The sequence below is a fragment of the Halorhabdus sp. BNX81 genome (genome assembly GCF_029229925.1).
In the GTDB taxonomy this organism is placed as follows: Archaea; Halobacteriota; Halobacteria; order Halobacteriales; family Haloarculaceae; genus Halorhabdus.
On sequence record NZ_CP107254.1, the window covers coordinates 1,084,324 to 1,104,712 of the forward strand.

Annotated in this window: 15 protein-coding genes; 8 read left to right on the forward strand and 7 right to left on the reverse strand. The window is 64.9% G+C overall.

Annotated features, from left to right (window positions below; all coding sequences use genetic code 11):
- Nucleotides 1–51: 51 nt before the first annotated feature.
- The gene (locus HBNXHr_RS05450; protein WP_275883457.1) at nt 52–1,014 is read left to right on the forward strand and encodes a carbohydrate kinase; all 963 of its coding nucleotides are present in this window, start codon (nt 52–54) and stop codon (nt 1,012–1,014) included.
- Between the two features lie 31 nt (nt 1,015–1,045).
- Here the strand turns inward: HBNXHr_RS05450 and HBNXHr_RS05455 are convergent, their stop codons facing one another.
- Together HBNXHr_RS05455 and HBNXHr_RS05460 are read right to left on the reverse strand one after the other, a co-directional pair.
- The gene (locus tag HBNXHr_RS05455) at nt 1,046–2,224 is read right to left on the reverse strand and encodes a Xaa-Pro peptidase family protein (RefSeq protein ID WP_275883458.1); all 1,179 of its coding nucleotides are present in this window, start codon (nt 2,222–2,224) and stop codon (nt 1,046–1,048) included.
- Between the two features lie 31 nt (nt 2,225–2,255).
- A complete protein-coding gene (locus HBNXHr_RS05460) occupies nt 2,256–2,861 on the reverse strand; it encodes a TetR family transcriptional regulator C-terminal domain-containing protein (protein WP_275740198.1) in 606 nt (201 codons plus the stop codon).
- A 193-nt stretch (nt 2,862–3,054) separates the two neighbouring features.
- On the opposite strand from HBNXHr_RS05460, the gene HBNXHr_RS05465 reads away from it, so the two are divergent.
- Nucleotides 3,055–4,137 (forward strand): ATP-binding cassette domain-containing protein, encoded by a 1,083-nt coding sequence (locus HBNXHr_RS05465; protein ID WP_275740200.1) that lies wholly within the window; start codon nt 3,055–3,057, stop codon nt 4,135–4,137.
- On the forward strand, nt 4,134–4,994 hold the full coding sequence (locus tag HBNXHr_RS05470; protein WP_275740202.1) for an ABC transporter permease: 861 nt from the start codon (nt 4,134–4,136) through the stop codon (nt 4,992–4,994). Before HBNXHr_RS05465 ends, HBNXHr_RS05470 begins: the two co-directional genes overlap by 4 nt.
- Nucleotides 4,995–5,032: 38 nt before the next feature.
- Here HBNXHr_RS05470 and HBNXHr_RS05475 read toward each other — a convergent pair whose 3' ends face one another.
- Nucleotides 5,033–7,360 (reverse strand): ATP-binding protein, encoded by a 2,328-nt coding sequence (locus HBNXHr_RS05475; RefSeq protein ID WP_275883459.1) that lies wholly within the window; start codon nt 7,358–7,360, stop codon nt 5,033–5,035.
- Nucleotides 7,361–7,484: 124 nt separating this feature from the next.
- On the opposite strand from HBNXHr_RS05475, the gene aroA reads away from it, so the two are divergent.
- Both aroA and HBNXHr_RS05485 read left to right on the forward strand, forming a co-directional pair.
- On the forward strand, nt 7,485–8,771 hold the full coding sequence (gene aroA, locus HBNXHr_RS05480; protein ID WP_275883460.1) for a 3-phosphoshikimate 1-carboxyvinyltransferase: 1,287 nt from the start codon (nt 7,485–7,487) through the stop codon (nt 8,769–8,771).
- Nucleotides 8,772–8,862: 91 nt separating this feature from the next.
- Nucleotides 8,863–9,444, forward strand: a complete 582-nt coding sequence (locus HBNXHr_RS05485; protein ID WP_275883461.1) for a DUF2391 domain-containing protein — start codon at nt 8,863–8,865, stop codon at nt 9,442–9,444.
- 15 nt (nt 9,445–9,459) lie between these two features.
- On the opposite strand, the gene mutS is transcribed toward HBNXHr_RS05485, so the two are convergent.
- Complete coding sequence (gene mutS, locus HBNXHr_RS05490) at nt 9,460–12,198, reverse strand: DNA mismatch repair protein MutS (protein ID WP_275883462.1); 2,739 nt, start codon at nt 12,196–12,198, stop codon at nt 9,460–9,462.
- Between the two features lie 95 nt (nt 12,199–12,293).
- Here mutS and HBNXHr_RS05495 point away from each other — a divergent pair, with 95 nt between their 5' ends.
- On the forward strand, nt 12,294–14,912 hold the full coding sequence (locus HBNXHr_RS05495) for a CARDB domain-containing protein (RefSeq protein WP_275883463.1): 2,619 nt from the start codon (nt 12,294–12,296) through the stop codon (nt 14,910–14,912).
- A gap of 4 nt (nt 14,913–14,916) precedes the next feature.
- Here the strand turns inward: HBNXHr_RS05495 and thiD are convergent, their stop codons facing one another.
- Nucleotides 14,917–16,260 (reverse strand): bifunctional hydroxymethylpyrimidine kinase/phosphomethylpyrimidine kinase, encoded by a 1,344-nt coding sequence (gene thiD / locus HBNXHr_RS05500; RefSeq protein WP_275883464.1) that lies wholly within the window; start codon nt 16,258–16,260, stop codon nt 14,917–14,919.
- A 104-nt stretch (nt 16,261–16,364) separates the two neighbouring features.
- Between thiD and HBNXHr_RS05505 the strand changes: the two genes are divergently transcribed.
- A complete protein-coding gene (locus HBNXHr_RS05505; protein ID WP_275740216.1) occupies nt 16,365–16,685 on the forward strand; it encodes a cupin domain-containing protein in 321 nt (106 codons plus the stop codon).
- A 14-nt stretch (nt 16,686–16,699) separates the two neighbouring features.
- On the opposite strand, the gene HBNXHr_RS05510 is transcribed toward HBNXHr_RS05505, so the two are convergent.
- Entirely contained in the window at nt 16,700–17,737 is a 1,038-nt protein-coding gene (locus HBNXHr_RS05510) for an AIR synthase family protein (RefSeq protein ID WP_275883465.1), read from the reverse strand.
- A gap of 150 nt (nt 17,738–17,887) precedes the next feature.
- Between HBNXHr_RS05510 and amrS the strand changes: the two genes are divergently transcribed.
- Nucleotides 17,888–18,928, forward strand: coding sequence for an AmmeMemoRadiSam system radical SAM enzyme (gene amrS, locus HBNXHr_RS05515; protein WP_275883466.1), 1,041 nt, complete (start codon nt 17,888–17,890; stop codon nt 18,926–18,928).
- 54 nt (nt 18,929–18,982) lie between these two features.
- Here the strand turns inward: amrS and HBNXHr_RS05520 are convergent, their stop codons facing one another.
- On the reverse strand, nt 18,983–20,305 hold the full coding sequence (locus HBNXHr_RS05520) for a hemolysin family protein (protein ID WP_275883467.1): 1,323 nt from the start codon (nt 20,303–20,305) through the stop codon (nt 18,983–18,985).
- Between the last annotated feature and the right edge of the window lie 84 nt (nt 20,306–20,389).

Sequence of the window (20,389 nt, forward strand, 5' to 3'; positions counted from 1 at the left end):
CCTCGCTCTCGAAGGCAAGGAACGATAGGCCGTCGTGACGAACCGCTCGATATGACCGATCCAGACGTGTTGATCGCGGGCGAGACACTCATCGACCTGTTCCCGACGACGGCCGGCCCACTCGCCGACGCCGAGACGTTCGAACGCCGGGCCGGCGGCGCACCGGCGAACCTCGCGGTCGCGATGACCCGCCTCGGAACGCCCCCGTATCTCTGGACGCGACTCGGGGCCGATCCGTTCGGCGAGCATCTCGCTGACGTCCTCGAAACCCAGGGCGTGCCCGACCGCTTTGTCGAGGTCGACGTCGACCGGAAGACCGCCCACACGCTCGTCGGCGAGGATCCGGCGGCCGACCAGTCGTTCGTCTTCTACAAGGAGGGGACCGCCACGATGGCGATGGAGTCCGAAACCGTCCCTGACGAGACGCTCGCGAACCTGGAGTGGGTCCACTTCGGTGGCGTCATGCTCTGTGAAGCGCCGGTTCGAACCGCGATGCTTGACCTCGCCGAGCGCGCACAGGCCCAGGCCTGTACGGTCTCGTTCGACCCCAATACCCGCGAGGATCTCTGGCCCGATCCCGCCGACCTCGAACCGACGATGCGGCGGGCGCTCGAACTTGCCGACGTCGTCAAGACTGATCGCGAGGATCTCTCTGTCCTGCTGGAGACGATCGACCAGGACATCGCGTTGGTCGCCGAGGAACTGCTCGCGTACGGCCCGCACACGGTGTTTCTCACCCGCGGCGCTGACGGAACGTACGGGATGGCGACGGCCGACGCTCCGTGGGGGCCGGCCGAGGTGGACCAGCCTGCTGTCGACGTGGACGTCGTCGACACGACAGGGGCCGGTGACGCGTTCACGGCGGGGACGATCACGGCCTTGCTGGCGGGGCGATCGCTTCCGGACGCAGTCACGTTTGGCAACGCCGTCGGCGCACTGACGACGACTGAGACGGGGGCGATGGAACCGCTGCCGGACCGTGAGGCCGTGGAACGATTGATCGCCGCACAATAACAGTCGATTCGGTGGCCCGGCTGTCGTCGTGTTACTCCCCGGTGAGTGCCACCGGGTACTCGGTCAGGTTCTCCGCACCGTCGTCGGTCACGACCAGGAAGTCTTCGATCCGAACGCCGCCGACGTCGGGATCGTAGAGGCCAGGCTCGATCGTAATGATGTGGCCGGGTTCGAGTTCGCCGCCGCGCTGGCTCACGCTCGGCTGTTCGTGGACTGCCAGCCCGACGCCGTGACCCGTCGAATGGATGAACCCCGTCTCGGCGCTCCCGTCGCTCCGGAGCGTCGGCAGGCCGGCGTCCTCGTAGACGTCACAGACGACGTCGTGAACTTCGGCTCCGGTGACACCTGGTTCGACTGCATCGATGGCCGCCTTTCGAGCCTGATCGGTCAGTTCGAACCATTCTTGAACTGTCTCAGATGGCTCACCGACCAGGAACGTCCGTGTCATGTCGGCGTGGTACTTCGAGTCCTTGTCCTGGGGGAAGATGTCGACGATGATGGGCTCGTCGGCCATGAGCGGACCACTTCCGCGGTCGTGGGGATCGGCGGCGTCCGCGCCACAGGCGACGATCGTCTCGTCGAGCGCACACCCATTGCGGAGCAGCGTCACTTCGATCTCCTCGCGGACGCGCTCGCTGGTCAACACTTCGCCCTCGGCGAGCAGTCGACCCTCGTCGTCGACAGCGGCTCCCCTGATGAGGTCTTCGGCGGCGGCCATCGCGGCCTCGTTGGCTCGCTGGGCAGTCCGGATATGGTCGATCTCCGCGGCGGTCTTTATAGCCCTGGCTTGCTCGATGGCATCGTCGTGATCGACCGTGACCTCGATGCCCTGCTCGCGCAACGCGTCTGCCGTTCCCGTCGGGAAGCGTGGCGGGACGGCGACGCTCTCGACGCCGTGCTCGCGGAGGAACGCGGCTCGAACACGGCCAGCGGCCTCGCGACGGTCGTGCCGTTCCCGAAGTCGATCGTAGTCGTAGTCGACGAACCGCTCGACGGTGTCGGCACGCGCCTCCCGCTTTGCACGGCCGAACTCCAGGCTCCGGACGAACAAGAGATGGGTGCCGTCCGCGTACAGGGTCACGAACGGGTCGGGGGCGTCGAACCCGGAGAGGTACTGCTGGTTCGGGTCAGTGCTGTCAGCGTCGAGGAGATAGCCATCGGCGTCTACCGCTTCGAGTCGGGCGTCGACGGCGGAGAGATCCGGTTCCATGCTGTCGGTTCTGGCCGCCGAAGCCAAAGGGTTACCGACCCGCTGGCAGGAGCCGTTCCTCGATGTAAGCATCGACCTCCGATCGCATCGTCGAGAGGTCGAGATCGGACGTCACCTGCTCAGCCATTGCGCCGGACAACACCGTGTGCAGCATCGTCGCCGCCTGTTCCGGGTCGACCTCACGGAAGGTGCCTGCCTCGATGCCGTCGCGGATGATGTCGGCGAGCCGGTCCCGGAAGAATCGATCGTGTTGGGTGAAGTGGTCACGGTACTCCTCGTCGGTCGTGGCCTGAGCACGCATCCAGGCCATCGCCTGCTGGAACGCTGCCTCCTCCGGGGTTTCGCTTCCAGAGAGCGTCCGATCGAATATGGTCCGAAGTCGCTCATCAGCGTCGGCAGTTTCGTCGGTGCCCAGGCTCGTTTCGGCATCTTCGAGCAGATACGATAGGAAGTCAAGTAGCAGGTCGTCTTTGCCCTCGTAGTGGTGATACACCAGTGACGTGCTTTTCGGGAAATGCTGACCGATTCGCTCGATGGTCAGATCCGCATATCCGTGTTCGCACAACGCCGCATACGTCGCTTTCAGGATCTCGATGCGCGTCTCGTCCGGATCGTCCGGAAACAGTCTCGCTGTCATCCTTGGTGGTGGTCTGTGTGCCGTGTCGATTAGTCTCCCGGTTTGCATCGCCTCTCAGTTTCGGTTCCCCTCACATGGCACCGCACTCTCGAACTCGAGCTGATGCGCACTGAGAGACGTGCATCGCCTGTGAGGGTGTGATTGAACATTCAATCAAAGTGCTTATGTGTGCTACGATATTTCCCGGAAGTAGATGAGTACGAACCAGACTGACGCCACTGACGAACACCCGCCCGTCGATCGTCGGTACGCGATCGAGGCCGAGGCTCTCGGACTTACCTATGCCGATGGGACCGAAGCGGTCTCGGGTGTGTCGATGGCCGTTCCTTCGGGTGAGTTCTTCGGGTTTCTCGGACCGAACGGAGCCGGGAAGACGACGACGATCAAGGTGCTTGCCACGCTGTTGTCCCCGACGACCGGAACAGTCGAAGTCAACGGGTTCGACGTCGAGACCGAACAACAGGCGGTCCGTGAGTCGATCGGGTACATGGCCCAGGAGACGAGTGTCATCACGGAGATGACCGCCCGTGAGAACCTCCGGTTTGCCTGTGATGCGTACGGTGTGCCCACGGCCGACCGGGCCGAGCGGATCGAGGAACTGTTGGACCTCGTGGATCTGGCTGACGTCGCTGACAAACAGGCCGAGGGGTTCTCCGGCGGGATGAAAAAACGGCTGGACGCCGCGATGGCGCTGGTCCACCAGCCGCCGCTGGTCTTTCTCGACGAACCGACGACGGGGCTGGATCCGAAGGCCCGGAATCGTCTCTGGGACTATTTCGAGGAGATCAACGACCGCGGGACAACTATTTTCCTCACGACACAGTACTTAGAGGAAGCCGACCATCTCTGTGATCGGCTTTCGGTCATCCTCGACGGTGAGATCGTCGCAGAGGGGGCCCCCGAAACGCTCAAACGTGAGGTCGGCGGCGAGATTCTCGATGTCGAACTCGATGATGGATCCGATGCGCGCCAGCGTGCCGCGGAGATCGTGCGGGAGGACGGGCTGTTTTCCGACGATCCGACCGTCGACATCACTGATGACGGCATTACAGTCACGTCCCGTGAATCCAGAAAGCGTGGTCCCGACCTGCTCGTTGCGCTCCGTGACGCCGAGATCACCGTCACCGGATTCAACGTCCGGTCGCCGACGCTCGATGACGTGTTCCTCGCGATCACCGGCGAGCATCTCGACGACGAGGATCCGGCCGAGTCGGACGCTGACGCGGTCGAGTCGGCGGCAGGTTCGACCACCGCTGCCGACGGAGGTGACCGATGAGTACTGACACGGCCCCGGATCGCGAGGTCGCTCGCACCTCGAACTCGTTCCTGCGTGACGTCTGGACGAACTTCATGCGCTGGAACATCAACGCGATCCGCAACCCCTTCGTGGTGGTCTCCTCGCTCCTCCAGCCGATCATCTTTCTCGTGTTGTTCACCCAGGTGTTCGGCAACATCGCCGGGGGTGCCCTCCAGACGGGCATTAACTACGAAACCTATCTCCTGCCGGCGATCGCCGTCCAGATCGCACTGATCGTCGCCTCCTCCTCTGGCATTGGGCTCGTCGATGACATCGAAAGCGGCGTCTTCCAGAAGACCCTGGTCACGCCGATGAATCGGGCGGCGGTCTTCCTCGGCAAGACGCTCTCGGAGCTGGTCCGGATCGTCGTCCAGGTTGTCATCATCCTCGTGCTGGGCGTCGTCCTCGGTGCGGAGGTGGCGACGGGGATCCCCGGCGCGCTGGCGATCGTCGGCATCGCCGTCCTCTTTTCGCTGTGGTTTCTGGCGTTCTCGAATACGGTCGCGCTCATCACGCGGGATCAGGAGTCGACGATCATCGCCGCCAACATGGTCCAGCTTCCCCTGTTGTTCGTCTCGAGTGCGTTCCTCCCCGTTTCGGAGATGAAGCCCTGGATTCAGACGGTCGCGACCTACAATCCGATCACCTACGGCGTCGATGCCGCGCGGGCGATCATGCTCGACGCCGACGTGATGGAAGTGCTCGACGTGACTGCCTTCGGTGGGATCTGGAACACGCTCGTCCCCTCGATCGCAATCCTGCTCGTCCTCGACGTGATCCTGGGTGCAATCGCCGTCTACATGATCAACCGCGCTTCGAGCGCTAGCGTCCAGTGACCGGTCGACCCGACGCTTACGGAAGCTCCAGCAGCTGACTACACGATGTCGACGCCGGTGAACTCGAAACGCGCGCCGCCCTCCCGGCTCTCGGTCACCGAGACGTCCCAGTCGTGGGCCTCGGCGATCCGCTCGACGATCGTGAGGCCGAGTCCCGTCCCGTCGACGGTGGTCGTGTAGCCCGACTCGAAGATGTCGTCCCGTTCCTCGGCCGGGATTCCCGGCCCGTCGTCGGCGACGTAGAAGCCACGATCGTCGATGCGGTCGATGCGGACCGTGACGCCTGCCCGCTCAGTCGCTTGTTCGTCCGTCGGCGTCGTCGCGTGATCGACGGCGTTCGAGAGCAGATTCTCGAAGACGTGTCTGATCCGGTCGGGATCACCCCGGATCCCGAATTCCTCGGGAACCTCGACCGTCTCGGCCTCGCTGTCGATCATCTCCGCACACTCCGCGACGACCGACTCGACCGGGACGGGTTCGGTCTCGCCGACAGTGTCGCCCTGGCGGGCCAGCGTCAGCGTGTTGCCGACGATGTCGTCCATCCGGTCGAGCGCGTCAAGCAACGGTCGCGTGTGGTCGCTTTCGCAGTTCTCCGCGAGTAATTCCGCCCGGCCGAAGGCGACGTTCAACGGGTTCCGCAGGTCGTGGGAGATGACCTCGGCGAACTCGTCTAAGCGCTCGTTCTGGCGTTCGAGCCGGCGCTCGTAGGCCTTGAGTTCGGTCACGTCGGTCACCGTCCCGACGACGCGGGGGCCATCCTCGTCGTCCATGACCTCGGCTTGTTCGCGAACCCAGAGTTGCTCGTCGTGTGGTTGAACCGGATACGTGAGATCGTAGTCGGTCCCGCCATCGATCGCCGATTCGATGGCGGATCTGACCCGTTCGCGATGGTCCGGCGGGATGAGCTCGAAGTAGGCGTCGAAAATCGGTTCGACGTCCGTCGCATCGGTGCCGAAGACGTCCTCGAAGGTCGGGTACCACTGGATCTCGCTTTCCCCCGGACGCCAGTCGAAGGTGCAGGCGCTGGTCGTCTCCAGGGCGAGTTCGAGTTGATCGCGGACGGTCTCGAGGCGGTCGTTCATCGCCTCGAGTTCCCGTTCGCGCTCGTGCCGGTCGGTCACGTCGAAGAACGTCGTCACGAACTGCCCGTCGCCCAGCGGGAACGCGGTGATCGAATACCGGCGACCGAGTGACTCCGCGTAATGTTCGAACTCGACCGGTTCGCCCGACAGGGCGACCGTCCCGTAGGTCTCGATGAACGTCGGATCCAGGTCCGGCAAGATGTCGGTTGCCCGCTCGCCGACGATCGCCTCGCGATCCAACCCGGTCGCGTCCTCGAAGGCCCCGTTGGCCTCCAGAAACACGTAATCGATCGGTTCGCCTTCCTCGTCGGTCACGATCTCGTGGACGGCGATCGCGTTGAGCGACCGCTCGAAGAGTTGTCGATACCGGCGCTCCTGTTCGAAGCGACGGAATGCGTGGCCGAGGTCGCCGGCGAGTTCGCGGAGTAAGTCCCGCTCGGCCCCGTCGAACGGATCCGGCTCGCCGCTGTAGACGGTCAACACGCCGTACTGTCGGTCTTCGAAGGAGAGCGGGACGGCCGCACTGGCGGCAAAGCCCCGTTCGAGCGCCTGTTCGCGCCAGGGGTCGACGGGCTCCTCGTCGGCGATCGATTGGGTCACGACGAGATCGTTCGTCCTGAGTGCCCTGGCCGTCGGGGGCTGGTCCGTCTGACTCTCGTCGAGCGTGATCGTGATCGCCGCCAGATAGTCGTCATCGGCCCCCGCACTCGCCTGCGGGACGACGGTCCCCGCGTCCGGATCGGCCTCGCCGATCCACGCGAACGCGTAGGGCGGGCCGTCCGTGACGATCTCACAGACCCGACGTTCGAGGTCGGCCCGGTCGCGCGACCGGACGAGTTCCTGATTGACGTCCCGGACGGTGCTTCTGATCCGGTCGAGCCGGTCGGCGCGTTGCCGGGCCCGATACTGCTCGACGGCGTTCTCGATCCGGTTCGCGAGAACGGCGTACTGTTCGGTCCCGCCGGCCTTTTCGAGGTAGTCGGTGACGCCCGCGGAGATCGCATCGCTCGCGATCGACTCGGATCCCCGCGCAGTGTAAAGGATGAAGGGCAGCTCCGGGTACTCCTCACGGACGGCAGCCAGCAGTTCGAGCCCGTCCAGCCCGGGCATCTCGTAGTCGCTGACGACGCAATCGATCGTCTCGTCGAGCCGTCCGAGCCCCTCGCTGGCGGTGGTCGCCCGTTTGACGACGAACTGATCGTCCTCCGCTTCGAGCATCGTCGCGACGAGGTCGAGGAAGTCGGGTTCGTCGTCGACGTGGAGCACCCGGATTGGCTCCCCCATACGTGAACCTCTCGCGTGTCGAGGAGAAAAATGTGTGGTATTGCCACCCAATAGTTCGGGGGAGCGTGCGATCCGGGACGATGACACCGGTATCCTCATATCGCCCCCTCACAACCATTGGCACATGGACGTCCACGTCACACCGTCGACCCTCGCGGGCCGGGTTCAGGCCCCGCCGTCGAAGAGTTACACGCACCGTGCGATCCTCGCCGCCGGATACGCCGACGGCGCGACCGTCCGGGATCCCCTGGTCAGCGCCGACACCGAGGCGACGATGGGTGCCGTCGAAGCCTACGGCGGCAGCGTCGAACGCGGCGTCGATGCGCTCGAAGTCACCGGATTCGACGGGCGGCCGGCTGTCCCGGGGACCGTTGTCGACTGTGCGAACAGCGGCACGACGATGCGACTGGTGACGGCGACCGCTGCTCTCGCCGACGGGATCACCGTTCTCACCGGCGACGACTCGCTTCGGTCGCGCCCGCAGGGGCCCCTGCTCGACGCGATCGGGCAACTCGGCGGTCGCGCCGAGAGTTCGCGGGCGAACGGCCAGGCTCCGCTCGTGGTGAAAGGCCCGGTCGACGGTGGGACGGTCTCGATCCCCGGCGACGTCTCCTCGCAGTACATCACGGCCCTGTTGATGGCCGGCGCGGTCACCGACGAGGGAATCGAGATCGACCTCGAAACCGAACTCAAGTCCGCGCCGTACGTCGATATCACGATCGAAGTGCTCGACGCCTTCGGCGTGGAGGCCGAATCGACGCCCGAGGGCTTTGACGTACCTGGCGGACAGACCTACGATCCCGCTGGCGGCGAGTACGCCGTCCCGGGGGACTTCTCGTCGATGTCCTATTTGTTGGCTGCTGGCGCGCTCGCTGCGCCTGATGGTCTTACCGTCACCAGCGCCCACCCGAGTGCACAGGGCGATTCGGCGATCGTCGACGTCCTTGAACGGATGGGCGCGGACATCGACTGGGATCGCGACGCCGGCGAGATCACCGTCAGCCAGTCCTCGCTGTCGGGCGTCGAGGTCAGCGTCGCCGACACGCCCGACCTCCTCCCCACGATCTCGGTCCTGGGCGCGGTCGCCGACGGCGACACCCGGATCGTCGACTGCGAACACGTCCGCTACAAGGAGACCGACCGCGTGGCCGCGATGGCCGAGGAACTCACGGCGATGGGTGCAAGCGTCACCGAGGAGCCCGAAACCCTGACGATCCACGGTGACGACACCGACCTCTCGGGAGCGGTCGTCGACGGCCGCGCGGACCACCGGATCGTGATGTCACTGGCCGTCGCCGGCCTGGTCGCCGACGGCGAAACGACCGTCAAAGGCGGCGAGCACGTCGACGTCTCGTTCCCGAACTTCTTCGACGTTTTCGAGTCGATGGGTGCGTCAGTCCAACGGGACTGATCGGCTGTCGATCGGCGGGTCCGTTCATTGGGACTGAGCGATCGCCGATCGGCGGGTCACGTTCATGTACCGGGCGACGGAACGTCGGTCCATGAGCATCTTCGACGGCTTCGACTCTGAGGGGCCATCCAAAGAGCCAAACGTCGCGGACCTGGTCGAGGAACTCGACGAACTGGAAGCGACCGTCGATTCCCCTGCGGAGCGTGCCAAGGTCGAGACTGTCAGGGAGACCGCGCTCTCGGTGAGCCAACAGGGGTCGTTCGGCCGCGTCATCTCGGGATTCGACCGTGCGGACGCCTCCGAGGCGCTGCTGGGAAGCGTTCTGTTCGGGATCCCGATGTTCGTCGAGGGTGGGACGAGCGAGGTCGGCGAGTATCTCGCGGCACACCCGCCCTTCCTGGTCGGGACCGCCGGGTTCACGTTCGCGCTCGTCTTCGGCATCCTCTACGTTGCCGAAATCCAGGACGTCCGCGTCGTCGATCCGTACCTCGGGTTCATCCCGCAGCGCTTCGCCGGCGTACTGGTCATCGCCTCGGTGACCGCATTCGTCCTGATGGCGATGTGGGGGCGTCTCACGTGGGCCCACCCGCTTGTCGCCGTCGGCGAACTCGCCGCCGCTATCCTGCCGATGTCCGTCGGTGGCGCGCTGGGTGACATCCTCCCTGGGTCGTGAGCGTCGCCTGGGCGATCACTCCAGTCGTCGCTGCCACTCCTGAACCTCGGCGAGGAGGTCGACCGGCGACGTCTCCTCGACATCGAGATCGGCGAGTGTTTCGAGGACGTCCGGAGCGTCCTCGCCGAAGCGGTCGACGATCACCTCGCCGTCCGAATCCGCGGGTTCGCTGGTTGTCCCGTTCCCTTCCGGGTTGCCCGCCCGCCGCTGGTCGGTATTCGACTCCCGCATCTGCCCGGAATCGAGATCGAAGACGACTTGCCGGGTCTCGTCGGTCGAGCGGCCGTTCTGGACGTCGATCGCCTCGTCGGCCCGGAGTTTCCGGAGGACCTCCCGGGCCCGGGAGACGACCGGATCAGGGACGCCGGCCAACTCGGCGACGTGGACGCCGTAGGAGCGATCCGCCGGCCCGTCCCGTACTGTCCGCAGGAACGCCACCTCGTTGTCGGCTCCGCTGGCTGGGCCAGCACCACTCCCGCTTTCGGCCGCATCCGGTTCGCCGTCGACGGCGACGTGGACGTTTTCGACCCCCGAAATGTGGTCGGCCAGCGCCGTGAGTTCGTGGTAGTGGGTCGCAAAGAGCGTCTTCGGCGACGGCGATGCCGACTGGGCCGAAGAGAGGTATTCGGTCGCCGCCCATGCGATCGAGATGCCGTCGTAGGTTGCCGTCCCGCGGCCGACTTCGTCTAGGATGACCAGCGAATCCTCGGTGGCCGAGTGGAGGATATTCGAGAGTTCCTGCATCTCGACCATGAACGTCGAGCGGCCCTGGGCGAGCTCGTCGAGCGCGCCGACACGAGTGTAAATCCCGTCGACGAGGCCGACCGCTGCTGACCGAGCGGGCACGAACGACCCGATCTGAGCCAGCAGGACGATCAGCGCCGCCTGGCGCATGTAGGTGGATTTCCCGCTCATGTTGGGGCCGGTCACGATCAGGAACCGCCGGTCGTCGTCCATTCGGAGGTCGTTGGGGACGAACTCGGTAGTCTGCTCGACGACCGGGTGGCGACCTGCTTCGACGGATAGCGCCCGCGAGTCGCGCAACGTCGGTCGGGTCCAGTCGTTTCGGACGGCGTGGGTCGCCAGTGCCGCCAACACGTCGACTGCCGCGAGGGCCTGGCCGACGCGCTGGAGGAGGTCGGCATGCTCGGCGACGTGCTCACGAAGCGCCGTGAAGCGCTCGTGTTCGAGGTCGTGGCGACGCTCCTCGAGTCGGAAGATCTGCCGTTCGCGCTCGGTCAACTCCGGGATGGTGTATCGCTCGGAGTTTTTCAGCGTCTTGACGTTCTCGTAGTGCTCCGGGACTTTCCCGGTCTCGCTGTTGCCGACCTGGATGTAGTAGCCGTCCGTCTTGTTCCGGTCGACCGAGAGGTGCGTGATACCGTGTTCGCGCTGCTCGCGCTCGGGCAACGTTTCGATCCACTCTAAGGCCCCCTCGTGTTCCTCGATAACCTCGTCGAGTTCGTCGTCGTAGCCCGGTTTGATGATGCCACCTTCCGTGATCGTTCCCGGCGGATCCTCCACGATCGCCGCGTCGAGTTCGGCGGCGAGTCCCGCCACGGCGTCGGGATCGGGTTCGTCGAGCCACGTCGAAAGCGGCGATTCGGCCAGCGCCGGCGTCTCGGTGATGATCCCACGGACAGTCCCGAACAGTTCCAGGGTGTCGACCGCGGCCCGGAGGTCCCGGGCGTCGGCGCTCGCCGAGGCGGCCTTGCTCGCGAGTCGTTCGAGGTCGTACGCGTCCCCGAGGACGTCACGGAGCCGTTCACGCGCCATTGCCTCACTCGCGAGCGCCTCGACGCTGTCCTGCCGACGGGTCAGTATCTCCCGCGATCGGCGGGGACGCTGGAGCCATGCGCGCAACGTCCGGGTGCCCGCGCTCGTGACGGTGTGATCGATCGTCTCGAGGAGCGATCCGCTCTCTTCCCCCCGCATCGTCTCGGTGAGTTCGAGGTTGCGTTGGGTCGTGGCGTCGAGTTCGACGTGATCGCTCGCGCCGTAGCGCTGGAGGCGTGTCATCGACGCAAGCACGCCCTGGCCGGTCTCTTCGACATACGAGAGCACAGCCCCGGCGGCCGCGATGGCCGCGTCGGCATCGTCGATCCCGACGCTGTCGATCGTTTCGGCACCGAACTGTTCACGGAGTCGGTGGCGGGCACGGCCGGGCGCGAACGATTCGGTCGCGTGCAGCGAGACCGCCGCGTCAGTCCGTTCTCGGAGCCGCTCGATCGTCTCGTCATCAGCGCGTACGGTGGGGCCAGGCAGCACCTCGGCCGGGTCAAAGCGGTAGAGTTCGCTGAAGACCGCGTCCCGATCGCCCACCTCCGTCACGAAGAATTCGCCGGTCGTCACGTCGGCGAACGCAAGTCCCCACGTCTCGCCCTCGACGATCGCCGCGAGATACCGGGCCTGTGGGTCAGTCGTCGACAGCAGCGTCCCCGGCGTGACGACCCGGCTCACCTCCCGAGCGTGGCCGTCTTCGGTCTCGTGTTGGTCGGCGACGGCAACATCGTAGCCACGCTCGACGAGCGCTGTCAGGTACGGCGTGAGTTCGCCGACCGGAACGCCAGCCATCGGATACGACGAGCCATGACTCGATTTCTGGGAGACCTGAAGGTCGAGTTCGTCGGCGACCGTCTCGGCATCGTCGCCGAAGAACTCGTAGAAATCCCCCACTTGCATCGCCAGTAGATCCGCGTCAGCCCCGTCTCTCAGCGAGAAGAACTCGCCGACGATCCCCGTCGCTTCGGTCATGTCCCTTCCTGGGTGCGAAGTGGGTTAAAACGCTACGGGATGCGTTCGATCGGCGGGCCGTCGCACTCAAATACTCGGGCCTGCAATGTGTTATCATGCACAGGCGGCACGTCGGTGCTGTGGCTGTTCTTATCGCACTCGTGATTGGTACGGCCGCGGGCGTCGGCGTGGCCGGAGCGGCCACCGATGACGATCCCGCGCTGGCGACGACCGAGTGGAACAACGTCACCATCACCCAAGAGTACCGGCTGCAACCCGATACCCCGGGCCACATCGAAGTGACGGCGACAGTCACGTTTCCGGAGGCCGCAACCGAGTTTGAGGTCGCAGTCCCCTGGCAAGGCACGGTCACGGACACCGACGGGTTCGAATCCACTGTGGGCCGTCGGTACGAATGGACTGGCGAGCGTGACGAAGCGACGATTACCTACGATCTTGACGCCAACGAGACGGCTCGGGGAGGCGGTCCGGAGCGTGGCAGCGGTCGATATCTGTACGCCGATACGGGTTCGTGGGCGCTGGTAAAGCCACCTTCCATCGGTTTCGTCAGCGGGACCTTCCGATCGGTCGACGACGACGTCCAGGTCGGCGTCGATCGAAAACGAACCGTTGCTGGCGAGGGTGCCGCCGGCGACTACGTCGCGTTTCTCGGTCCACACGAGACCTACCGCCGCACAGCCCACGGTCAATCCTTTACCCTTATTGTCCCCGAGGCCGCCTCGATGACGGCCGAACCCGAGGCGATCCTTGCGGCGTTTGCAAACGCCTCCGACGAACTCCGGGTCGGCGATCGGGACGAGCAGGTCTTCACCGTGGCGGCTCCGACCTCGGTCGACTGGGCCGTCCTGGGATTACAGACCTGGGAGAGCGATATGTGGGTGCGGGCCGACGAGCCGATAGCGACCGCCGACAACACCTGGCTCCACGAGTACGTCCATTCGAGACAACAACTCAATACGACGAACGCGACCGAGTGGTTGATCGAGGCGACGGCGACGTACCACGCCGCCGAACTCGCACTCGAAGACGACCTCACTGATTTCGACAGTTTCGAGGAAGTCCTGGCCCGTGGAAGCCGCGACCGATACGACGAGGTGGTTCTCGCTGAGCAGGCGACCTGGACCAGCCTGGCCGAATACGACAAGGGCGCGCTGGTAGCCGGCGAACTCGATAGACAGATCCGACTCGCCACGGACCGATCGAAGCGCTTCGAGACTGTGTTTGGCGACCTCAACGACGACATTGCTATCGACCACGACCGGTTTATCGAGGCGGTCGAAACGGCCGCCAACAAGACAGTCGCGGCGACAGCGGACCGATACGTCACGAGCGACGCGACGCCCGCGACGTGGACCCGTCGCCAGCACGAGGATGCGTTCGGGTCGGCGCCGGCCGAGTTCACGCACGAACTCGCGTCGGATGCAGCGCCCTATCGCATCGAGGGGCCGTACCGGAACGTCTCGACCGACGACATCGACCGATTGGCCGTCAACGAAACGGTGGTCGTTCCACTCACGGTCTCGAACGTCGGCGGGTCGACTGGGACCTACGACATCGGGCTGACGGTCGAGGGGACTGTCGTCTCGCGGGTCTCGGGAACACTCGCGGCGAACGAATCGGCCACTATCGAGTTGGCACACACGTTTGAGGACCCTGGCACGTACTCGGTTGCTATCGAGTCCAGCAAGACGACGATTCGGGTCACCGAGCCGGCGAGTGCTTCGGTTGAATCGGTTGCGGTCGATCGGGAGACCCTGGAAGCGCCGGGGAACGTGACGCTTTCGGCAACGCTCGTCAACGACCGGGACGAGCCAGCGAGGACAACGGTGACGTTCACCCGAAACGGGACAACCGTCGCTGAGCGAACCGTCTCGCTGGCTCCCGGCGCGTCGAAACCCGTCGAGGCGACGGTCATACTGTCGGACGCCGGCCGGTACGAACTGGGCGTGAACGGCCGAACCACGACGGTCGTCGTCGATCCGGCACGATTCACCTACGCCGTCGACGAGACTGCGGATATCACCGTCGACGGTGAGTATCGGACCGTCACAGGAGCCGAGATTCCGCCCCTTGTCGTCGGTGAGACGGTGACGATCCCGGTCACCGTCACGAACGACGGCGGGGTGGCCGGAACCTACAGGGCAACCCTTTCGATCGACGGTGCGGTTGCGACCCAGTCGACGGGAACCCTCGCTGCCGGCGAATCGACCACACTCACCCTCTCAGCGACGTTCGATCGACCTGGCTCCTATCGGCTCACGACCGGCCATCAGGAGAGACGAGTCCAGGTGAGCGAGCGGGCGACACCCACAGTCCGGTCAGTCGCAGTCGATCGATCGACGCTCCCGGAACCGGGGAACGTGACGATTTCAGCCGCCATCGTGAACGATTCACCGATTCCAGCTGCGGGAGAAATAAACTTTACGCGAAACGGAACCGTATTCGCGGTCGAATCGGTTTCCCTGGACGTCAACGAAACACTGTCCGTTGCGGCCACGGTTACGCTACCACGATCGGGGACGTTCGCGCTCGCAGCGGGTGACCAGTCGACGACGGTGACTGTAACGACTCCGACAGGATCGGTGACCCAAGCGAACCGATTCGGAACGGCGGATGGTACCGAGACGACGACGGCGACCGGGCCGGGATTCACCGCACTGGGCGGACTACTCGTGGTCGTCGTGACCGCTCTCGCGGTCATTCCGCGGTACTAACAGGTCAGGCCATCACGTCGAGCAGTTGTTCGGTTCGTTCCCGGAGTGTGTCGGGATCGTGTGCAAGCAGGATCGTGGTCGGAACGCGTCCTTCGCCACCCGGATCGACGACGGCGACTGGATCGTCCACGGTAGCGAACTCGGTCCCGAACCCGGATTCGAGCGTTGGTCGGCCATCGAGTTCGACGACCTCGCCGTCCAGGGTATCGAGCGCCTCGGCCACCCTCTCGTCGTATCGCCAATTGACCGCGAAGCGGCAGTCCGCATCGCCCTCGCGGGCGTCCAGCAGGTATCTGGCGACGTGACTCGACGCGCCGAACCGGACGCCGCGGTTCGGACGGGGACCCGCCAGCGTCCGGGTAATTCGGCCGTCGACGGCTGCCACCTCCCCGGGCCGCTCGGCGAACGGCGTCGCGCCGGCCACGTTCGTCCCGACTTCGGGAATCAGTGCGGAGATGTCACCCTGGATGGCCTCGTCGCCCTCGCCCACGAAGTCTGCGACGAGTGCTTCGATCGCCTCGGCAGTCGCAGTACGCTCAGCGCGCTCGCGCGTCTCGACGAGGTGGTGGACGGCACCCGGTCCTTCGCCCACGTCGAGGTTGTACCGGACGGCTCGCGCGAGCAGGTCGATCCCCGCGCCCACGCTGTCGGCCAGCGATTCTCCCTGCCCACGATGAGTGGCGATCGCCGCCGAGAGTGTACACCCCGAGCCGTGGGTCGCGTCGGTGTCGATCCGTTCGTGCCGAAACGTCCGGACTGATTCAGGAGTGACCAGCACGTCGACGATGTCCTCACCGGCGATGTGGCCTCCCTTGACCAGGGCGGCGTCGGCACCCATCCCGACGATTGCCTCGCCGGCCTCGATCGCCGTCGACTCGTCGACCGGCTCGATCCCGGTCAGGACGGCCGCCTCGTCGGCGTTGGGCGTTACCAACGTGGCCTCGGCGATGAGTCGCTCGTAGGCGTCCTCGGCCTCGGGTTCGAGCAGCCGATCACCCGACGCCGCCACCATCACCGGGTCGACGACGAGTTCGGGCAACGCGTCGGCGTATTCGACGACCGTCTCGATGACCTCGGCGGTCGCCAGCATACCGGTCTTTGTCGCCTGGACGTCGAAATCGTCGATCACGGCGTCGATCTGGGCCGCGATGTGGTCGATCGGCAGGAGGTGACTCCCCCGGACGCCAGTCGTATTCTGGGCCGTGACGCTCGTGATCGCGCTTGTTCCAAATCCACCCGCTGCCTCGATGGCCTTGAGATCCGCCTGAATCCCTGCGCCGCCGCCGGAGTCGCTGCCGGCGATCGTCAACACGGTCGGCGGGTCGTGTGGTGCTTCGTTGCGCGTCATAGCCATGTCTATTCGGCGGTTGTACAAATCCGTGATGCTCCCGGGTCGGCGACCGCCCGTTTCGAAACAGCTTTTTCCGGCCGGCGATTCAACATTGTGCCGGGATGACATACACCAAAGTCAACTACGAGGACGTCGAGCCGGTTGCGGAGTCGATGCACTTCCTGCGGGACGCCTTAGCGTGTGAGACCGTCGGGGTGACGGTGCTCGATTGTGAGCCCGGCTGGTCGGGGAAAGCACACGATCACGCCGCGGAGGAGCACGAAGAGGTGTACCTACTCGTGGACGGAGAAGCCACGGTCACGATCGAGGGCGAAGAAGTCGAGATGGAGTCCGGCGACGCAGTCCGCGTTCCGTCCGAGGCAACCCGCGAGATCCGGAACGGCGAAACAGAGAGTACGTTCGTGCTGACGGGTGCGCCCTGAGGCGGCGACGCGGCTTACTCCTCGGCCGCCTGGAGTTTCCCCATGTACTCCTCGAAGGCTGCCCAGTAGGGATCTTTGCCGGGATGATCGACACGTTCTCCGTCGACGGTGAGTCCCGATCCCTCGACGACCCGGCCGGCGTCCGCTGCCGGGATTCCCTCGCGTTCCAGCGCGGAGAGGACATCGCTTGCCCCATCGGGATCGACCGTCGCCAGTAGCGTCCCCTCGCTGATCGAGATCCACGGGTCGATGTCGAAAAAGTCACAGGCGGCCTCGACGCCGGGTTGAATCGGGATGCGATCCTTCTCGATTTCGAAGCCGACGCCCGCCGACCGGGCCATCTCGAAGAGGCCGCCGTAGACGCCGCCCTCCGTGGCGTCGTGCATCGCCGTGACCGGGCCGGCCGAGGAAGCCACCATCGCCTCCTTGATCGGACTCATGTCGAAAAAGCGGTCCTTCGCGGCCTGGATCTCCTCGTCCGGGACGTCACCATCCATCAGGGAATCGAAGTGAACGGAAAGTAGCCCCGTCGCCTCGATCGCCGGCCCTTTCGTGACGATCACGCGGTCGCCCGGCCGAGCGCCGTCGGGCGTGACCAACTCCTCGAAGTCACCGGTTGCCAGTGAGGTACCGCCCCCGACCATCGGGTAGTTACACCCCGCGTAGCGACCGGTGTGGCCGGTGACGATCGAGACGCCGAGGTCTTTGGCCTCCCGGTCGAAGGTCTCCCAGACGGTCTCGAACTGCTCGTCGGTGATCTCCGGCGGGAGATTGAAGTCGACGCTGAGATATGCCGGATCGAGCCCCGAGACCGCTACGTCACTGATGAGGATGTGGAAGGCGAACCACGCCGCCCGCTCGAAGCCCGCCGCCGGCACGATGAACACGGGGTCGGTCGCCATCGCCAGTGCCTGGCCGCCCACGTCGGCGACGCCGAAGTCGACGCCGTGCTGTGGCTGGAGGCGGACGTCGTCGCGGTCGGCCCCGAGCCGTGGGTAGATGTACTCGTCGAAGAATTCGCGATCGGCTTTACCGAGTTCGGGTTCGCTCATACACCCGGTGGTACTTTTCGGTGGTACTTAGACTCCTCGTCATGGCTCGCGGAGTTGACGCCGACTGTCCCGATCGGCGGGGTTCACCTGTCGACCTGGGACTACTTTCTGCGGGGCAGGCTTTTGATCATCAGGTCCCTATGATCGGACATGTCCACGTTCGACGACGCGGCGGGCGTCCCTGCCGAGCTGGTCGTCGAAACCGACGACGGCCTGCAGTGTACGGCCTGTGCCCACCGGTGTACGCTCTCGCCCGGCCAGGCCGGTATCTGTGACGTGCGAAAGAACGTCGACAGCGAGTTGCGCCTGCTGACCTATGGACAGGTGTTCGACCGACCGACCGGTCCGCCGGGGACGGCCGATCCGATCGAGAAGAAACCGCTCTATCACTTCCACCCGACGAGTCGCGTGCTGAGCTTCGGCGGCGTCTCCTGTAACTTCGCCTGTGAGTTCTGTCAGAACAACCACATATCCTTTGCCGGCCCTGAGGATCTCGAACTGCGGGAGGTCTCCCCTGAGGAGGCGGTCGAGAGTGCACGAACACAGGACTGTGAGGGCGTCGCCTGGACGTACAACGAGCCGACGATCTACGCCGAGTACGTCAGGGATGGAGCCAAACTGGCGAAAGCGGACGGCCGCTACACGGTGATCGTCACAAACGGCTACTTCACCGAGGAGTTCATCGACGAAGTGGGTCCGTATCTCGATGCAGCCAACGTCGACGTCAAGGGGTTCCGGGATCGCCCGCACGTCAAGCACATGGGCGCGAAGCTGGAGCCCACTCTCAGGGGGGCGGAGCTGGCACACGACGCCGGTATCCACGTCGAGATCACCTATCTCACCATTCCGGACCTCAACGACGAGCCCGGGGAGATCCGCGAGTTCGCCGAGTGGGTGCGGGACGAACTCGATCAGTCGGTTCCGATCCACTTCACCCGCTTCCATCCGGATCACGAGATGCGCGATCGGCCCGCGACGCCGGTCGAGACGCTCGAACGCGCGGCGGAGATCGCCCGCGAGGTGGGCCTGGAATTCGTCTACGTCGGCAACGTTCCCGGCCACGCCGACAACGACACCCGCTGTCCCGATTGTGGGACAACGTGGATCAGGCGCAACGGGTTCCGGGCGAGCGTCGAGGTAAATCTCGACGGCACGTGTGACTGTGGTCGCGAGATAGACGTGGTGGTCTGAAAAACGACCGTGTCACACTGCCACAAACATCTGTCCGCTGGCGATTCGTGACTCTCAGGTGTCTCCAGGTTCGATTTCGTTTCTCCCGTGGTTCGACAGATCGACCCGGACTTCCAGGAGGCGGTTGTTCGCCACCGTTTCGGCGGTCAGGTCGACCCCGCCGTAGGTCACCTGATCACCCTCGTCGACGAGACGCCCGGTCTGACTCATGATCAGCCCCGCGACTGATTCGAACGTCCCGGTTTCGGGGAGATCAGTGCCGAGTGCTTCGTTCGCTTCGTGGATGTTGAGTTCGCCTCGGACGATCGCTGTCTCGTCGTCGAGCCAGCGGACCGGGGCCGTTTCGCTCTCCGCCAGTACTTCCCCGATGATCTCCTCGATGATGTCCTCGATGGTCACGATCCCCGACGTCGTTCCGTACTCGTCGACGACGATCGCCATCCGGCCCCGTCGCTCGCGCAACTCCGTCAACAGTTCGTCGACGTCTTTGGTCTCCGGGACGACGAGCGGCTCGCTGGCAACGGAGCGAACTGACGAATCCTCGCGATTGAATCGCGCGTCGACCAGATCCCGAACGTGAACGGTCCCGACGACCGTATCGAGGACACCCTCGTACACCGGAAGCTCGTTGAACTCGCTCTCCAGACACGTCTCGATCGCCGTTTCGACGTCCGTCTCGGCGTCGATAGCGACGACATCCAGCCGTGGAACCATCGTTTCCTTGACGATCCGATTGTGAAAGCGAAGCAGCCGCTGGAGCATCCGGTGTTCGGCTTCAGTGAACACGCCCGCCCGTTGCCCGGCCGTAACCACTTCCCGGACTTCCGATCGCGTGACGTACGCCCGCTCGAAGTCCTCTTTGCTCCCCATGAGTCGGTTGACGCCGTCCGTGAGCACGTCGAAGACCGCCACGAGCGGGTACATCAGTTGCTGTAAGCGGCGCAGTGGACGGGCGATCCGCAGTGCCCACGATTCGCTGTGGTCGACGGCGTAGGATTTGGGCGCGCTCTCGCCAAACAGCAACACGATCGACGTCACGCCGAACGTGGCGATCAACACCGACTGACCGGGATCGACGTACAGTCCCAGCAATCCAGTCGTGATGGCGGACATCCCGATGTTGGCGATGTTGTTCCCGACGAGAATCGTCACCAGCAACCGACGCGGATCGGATTTCAAAACGGATAGCGTCTTCGCGCCGCGAACCTCGTCCTCGACCAGCGTCGCGATCCGGTGGTCGGCCAGCGAGAAGATGGCGATCTCCGAGGACGCGAAAAACGCCGAGAACACCACGAGGATCACGACGGCAAGCGCTCCGACGCCAGTGATCATCCCCCGGGATACGTCGACCATTGCCACCAGCCCCCCGAGACTCATTGGGGACAGCATCGGTGTGTACATACAGGGGGATAGGGGACAGCCCTGAAAAGGACAGGGTGCGCGCTGCTGTGACGGTGCATC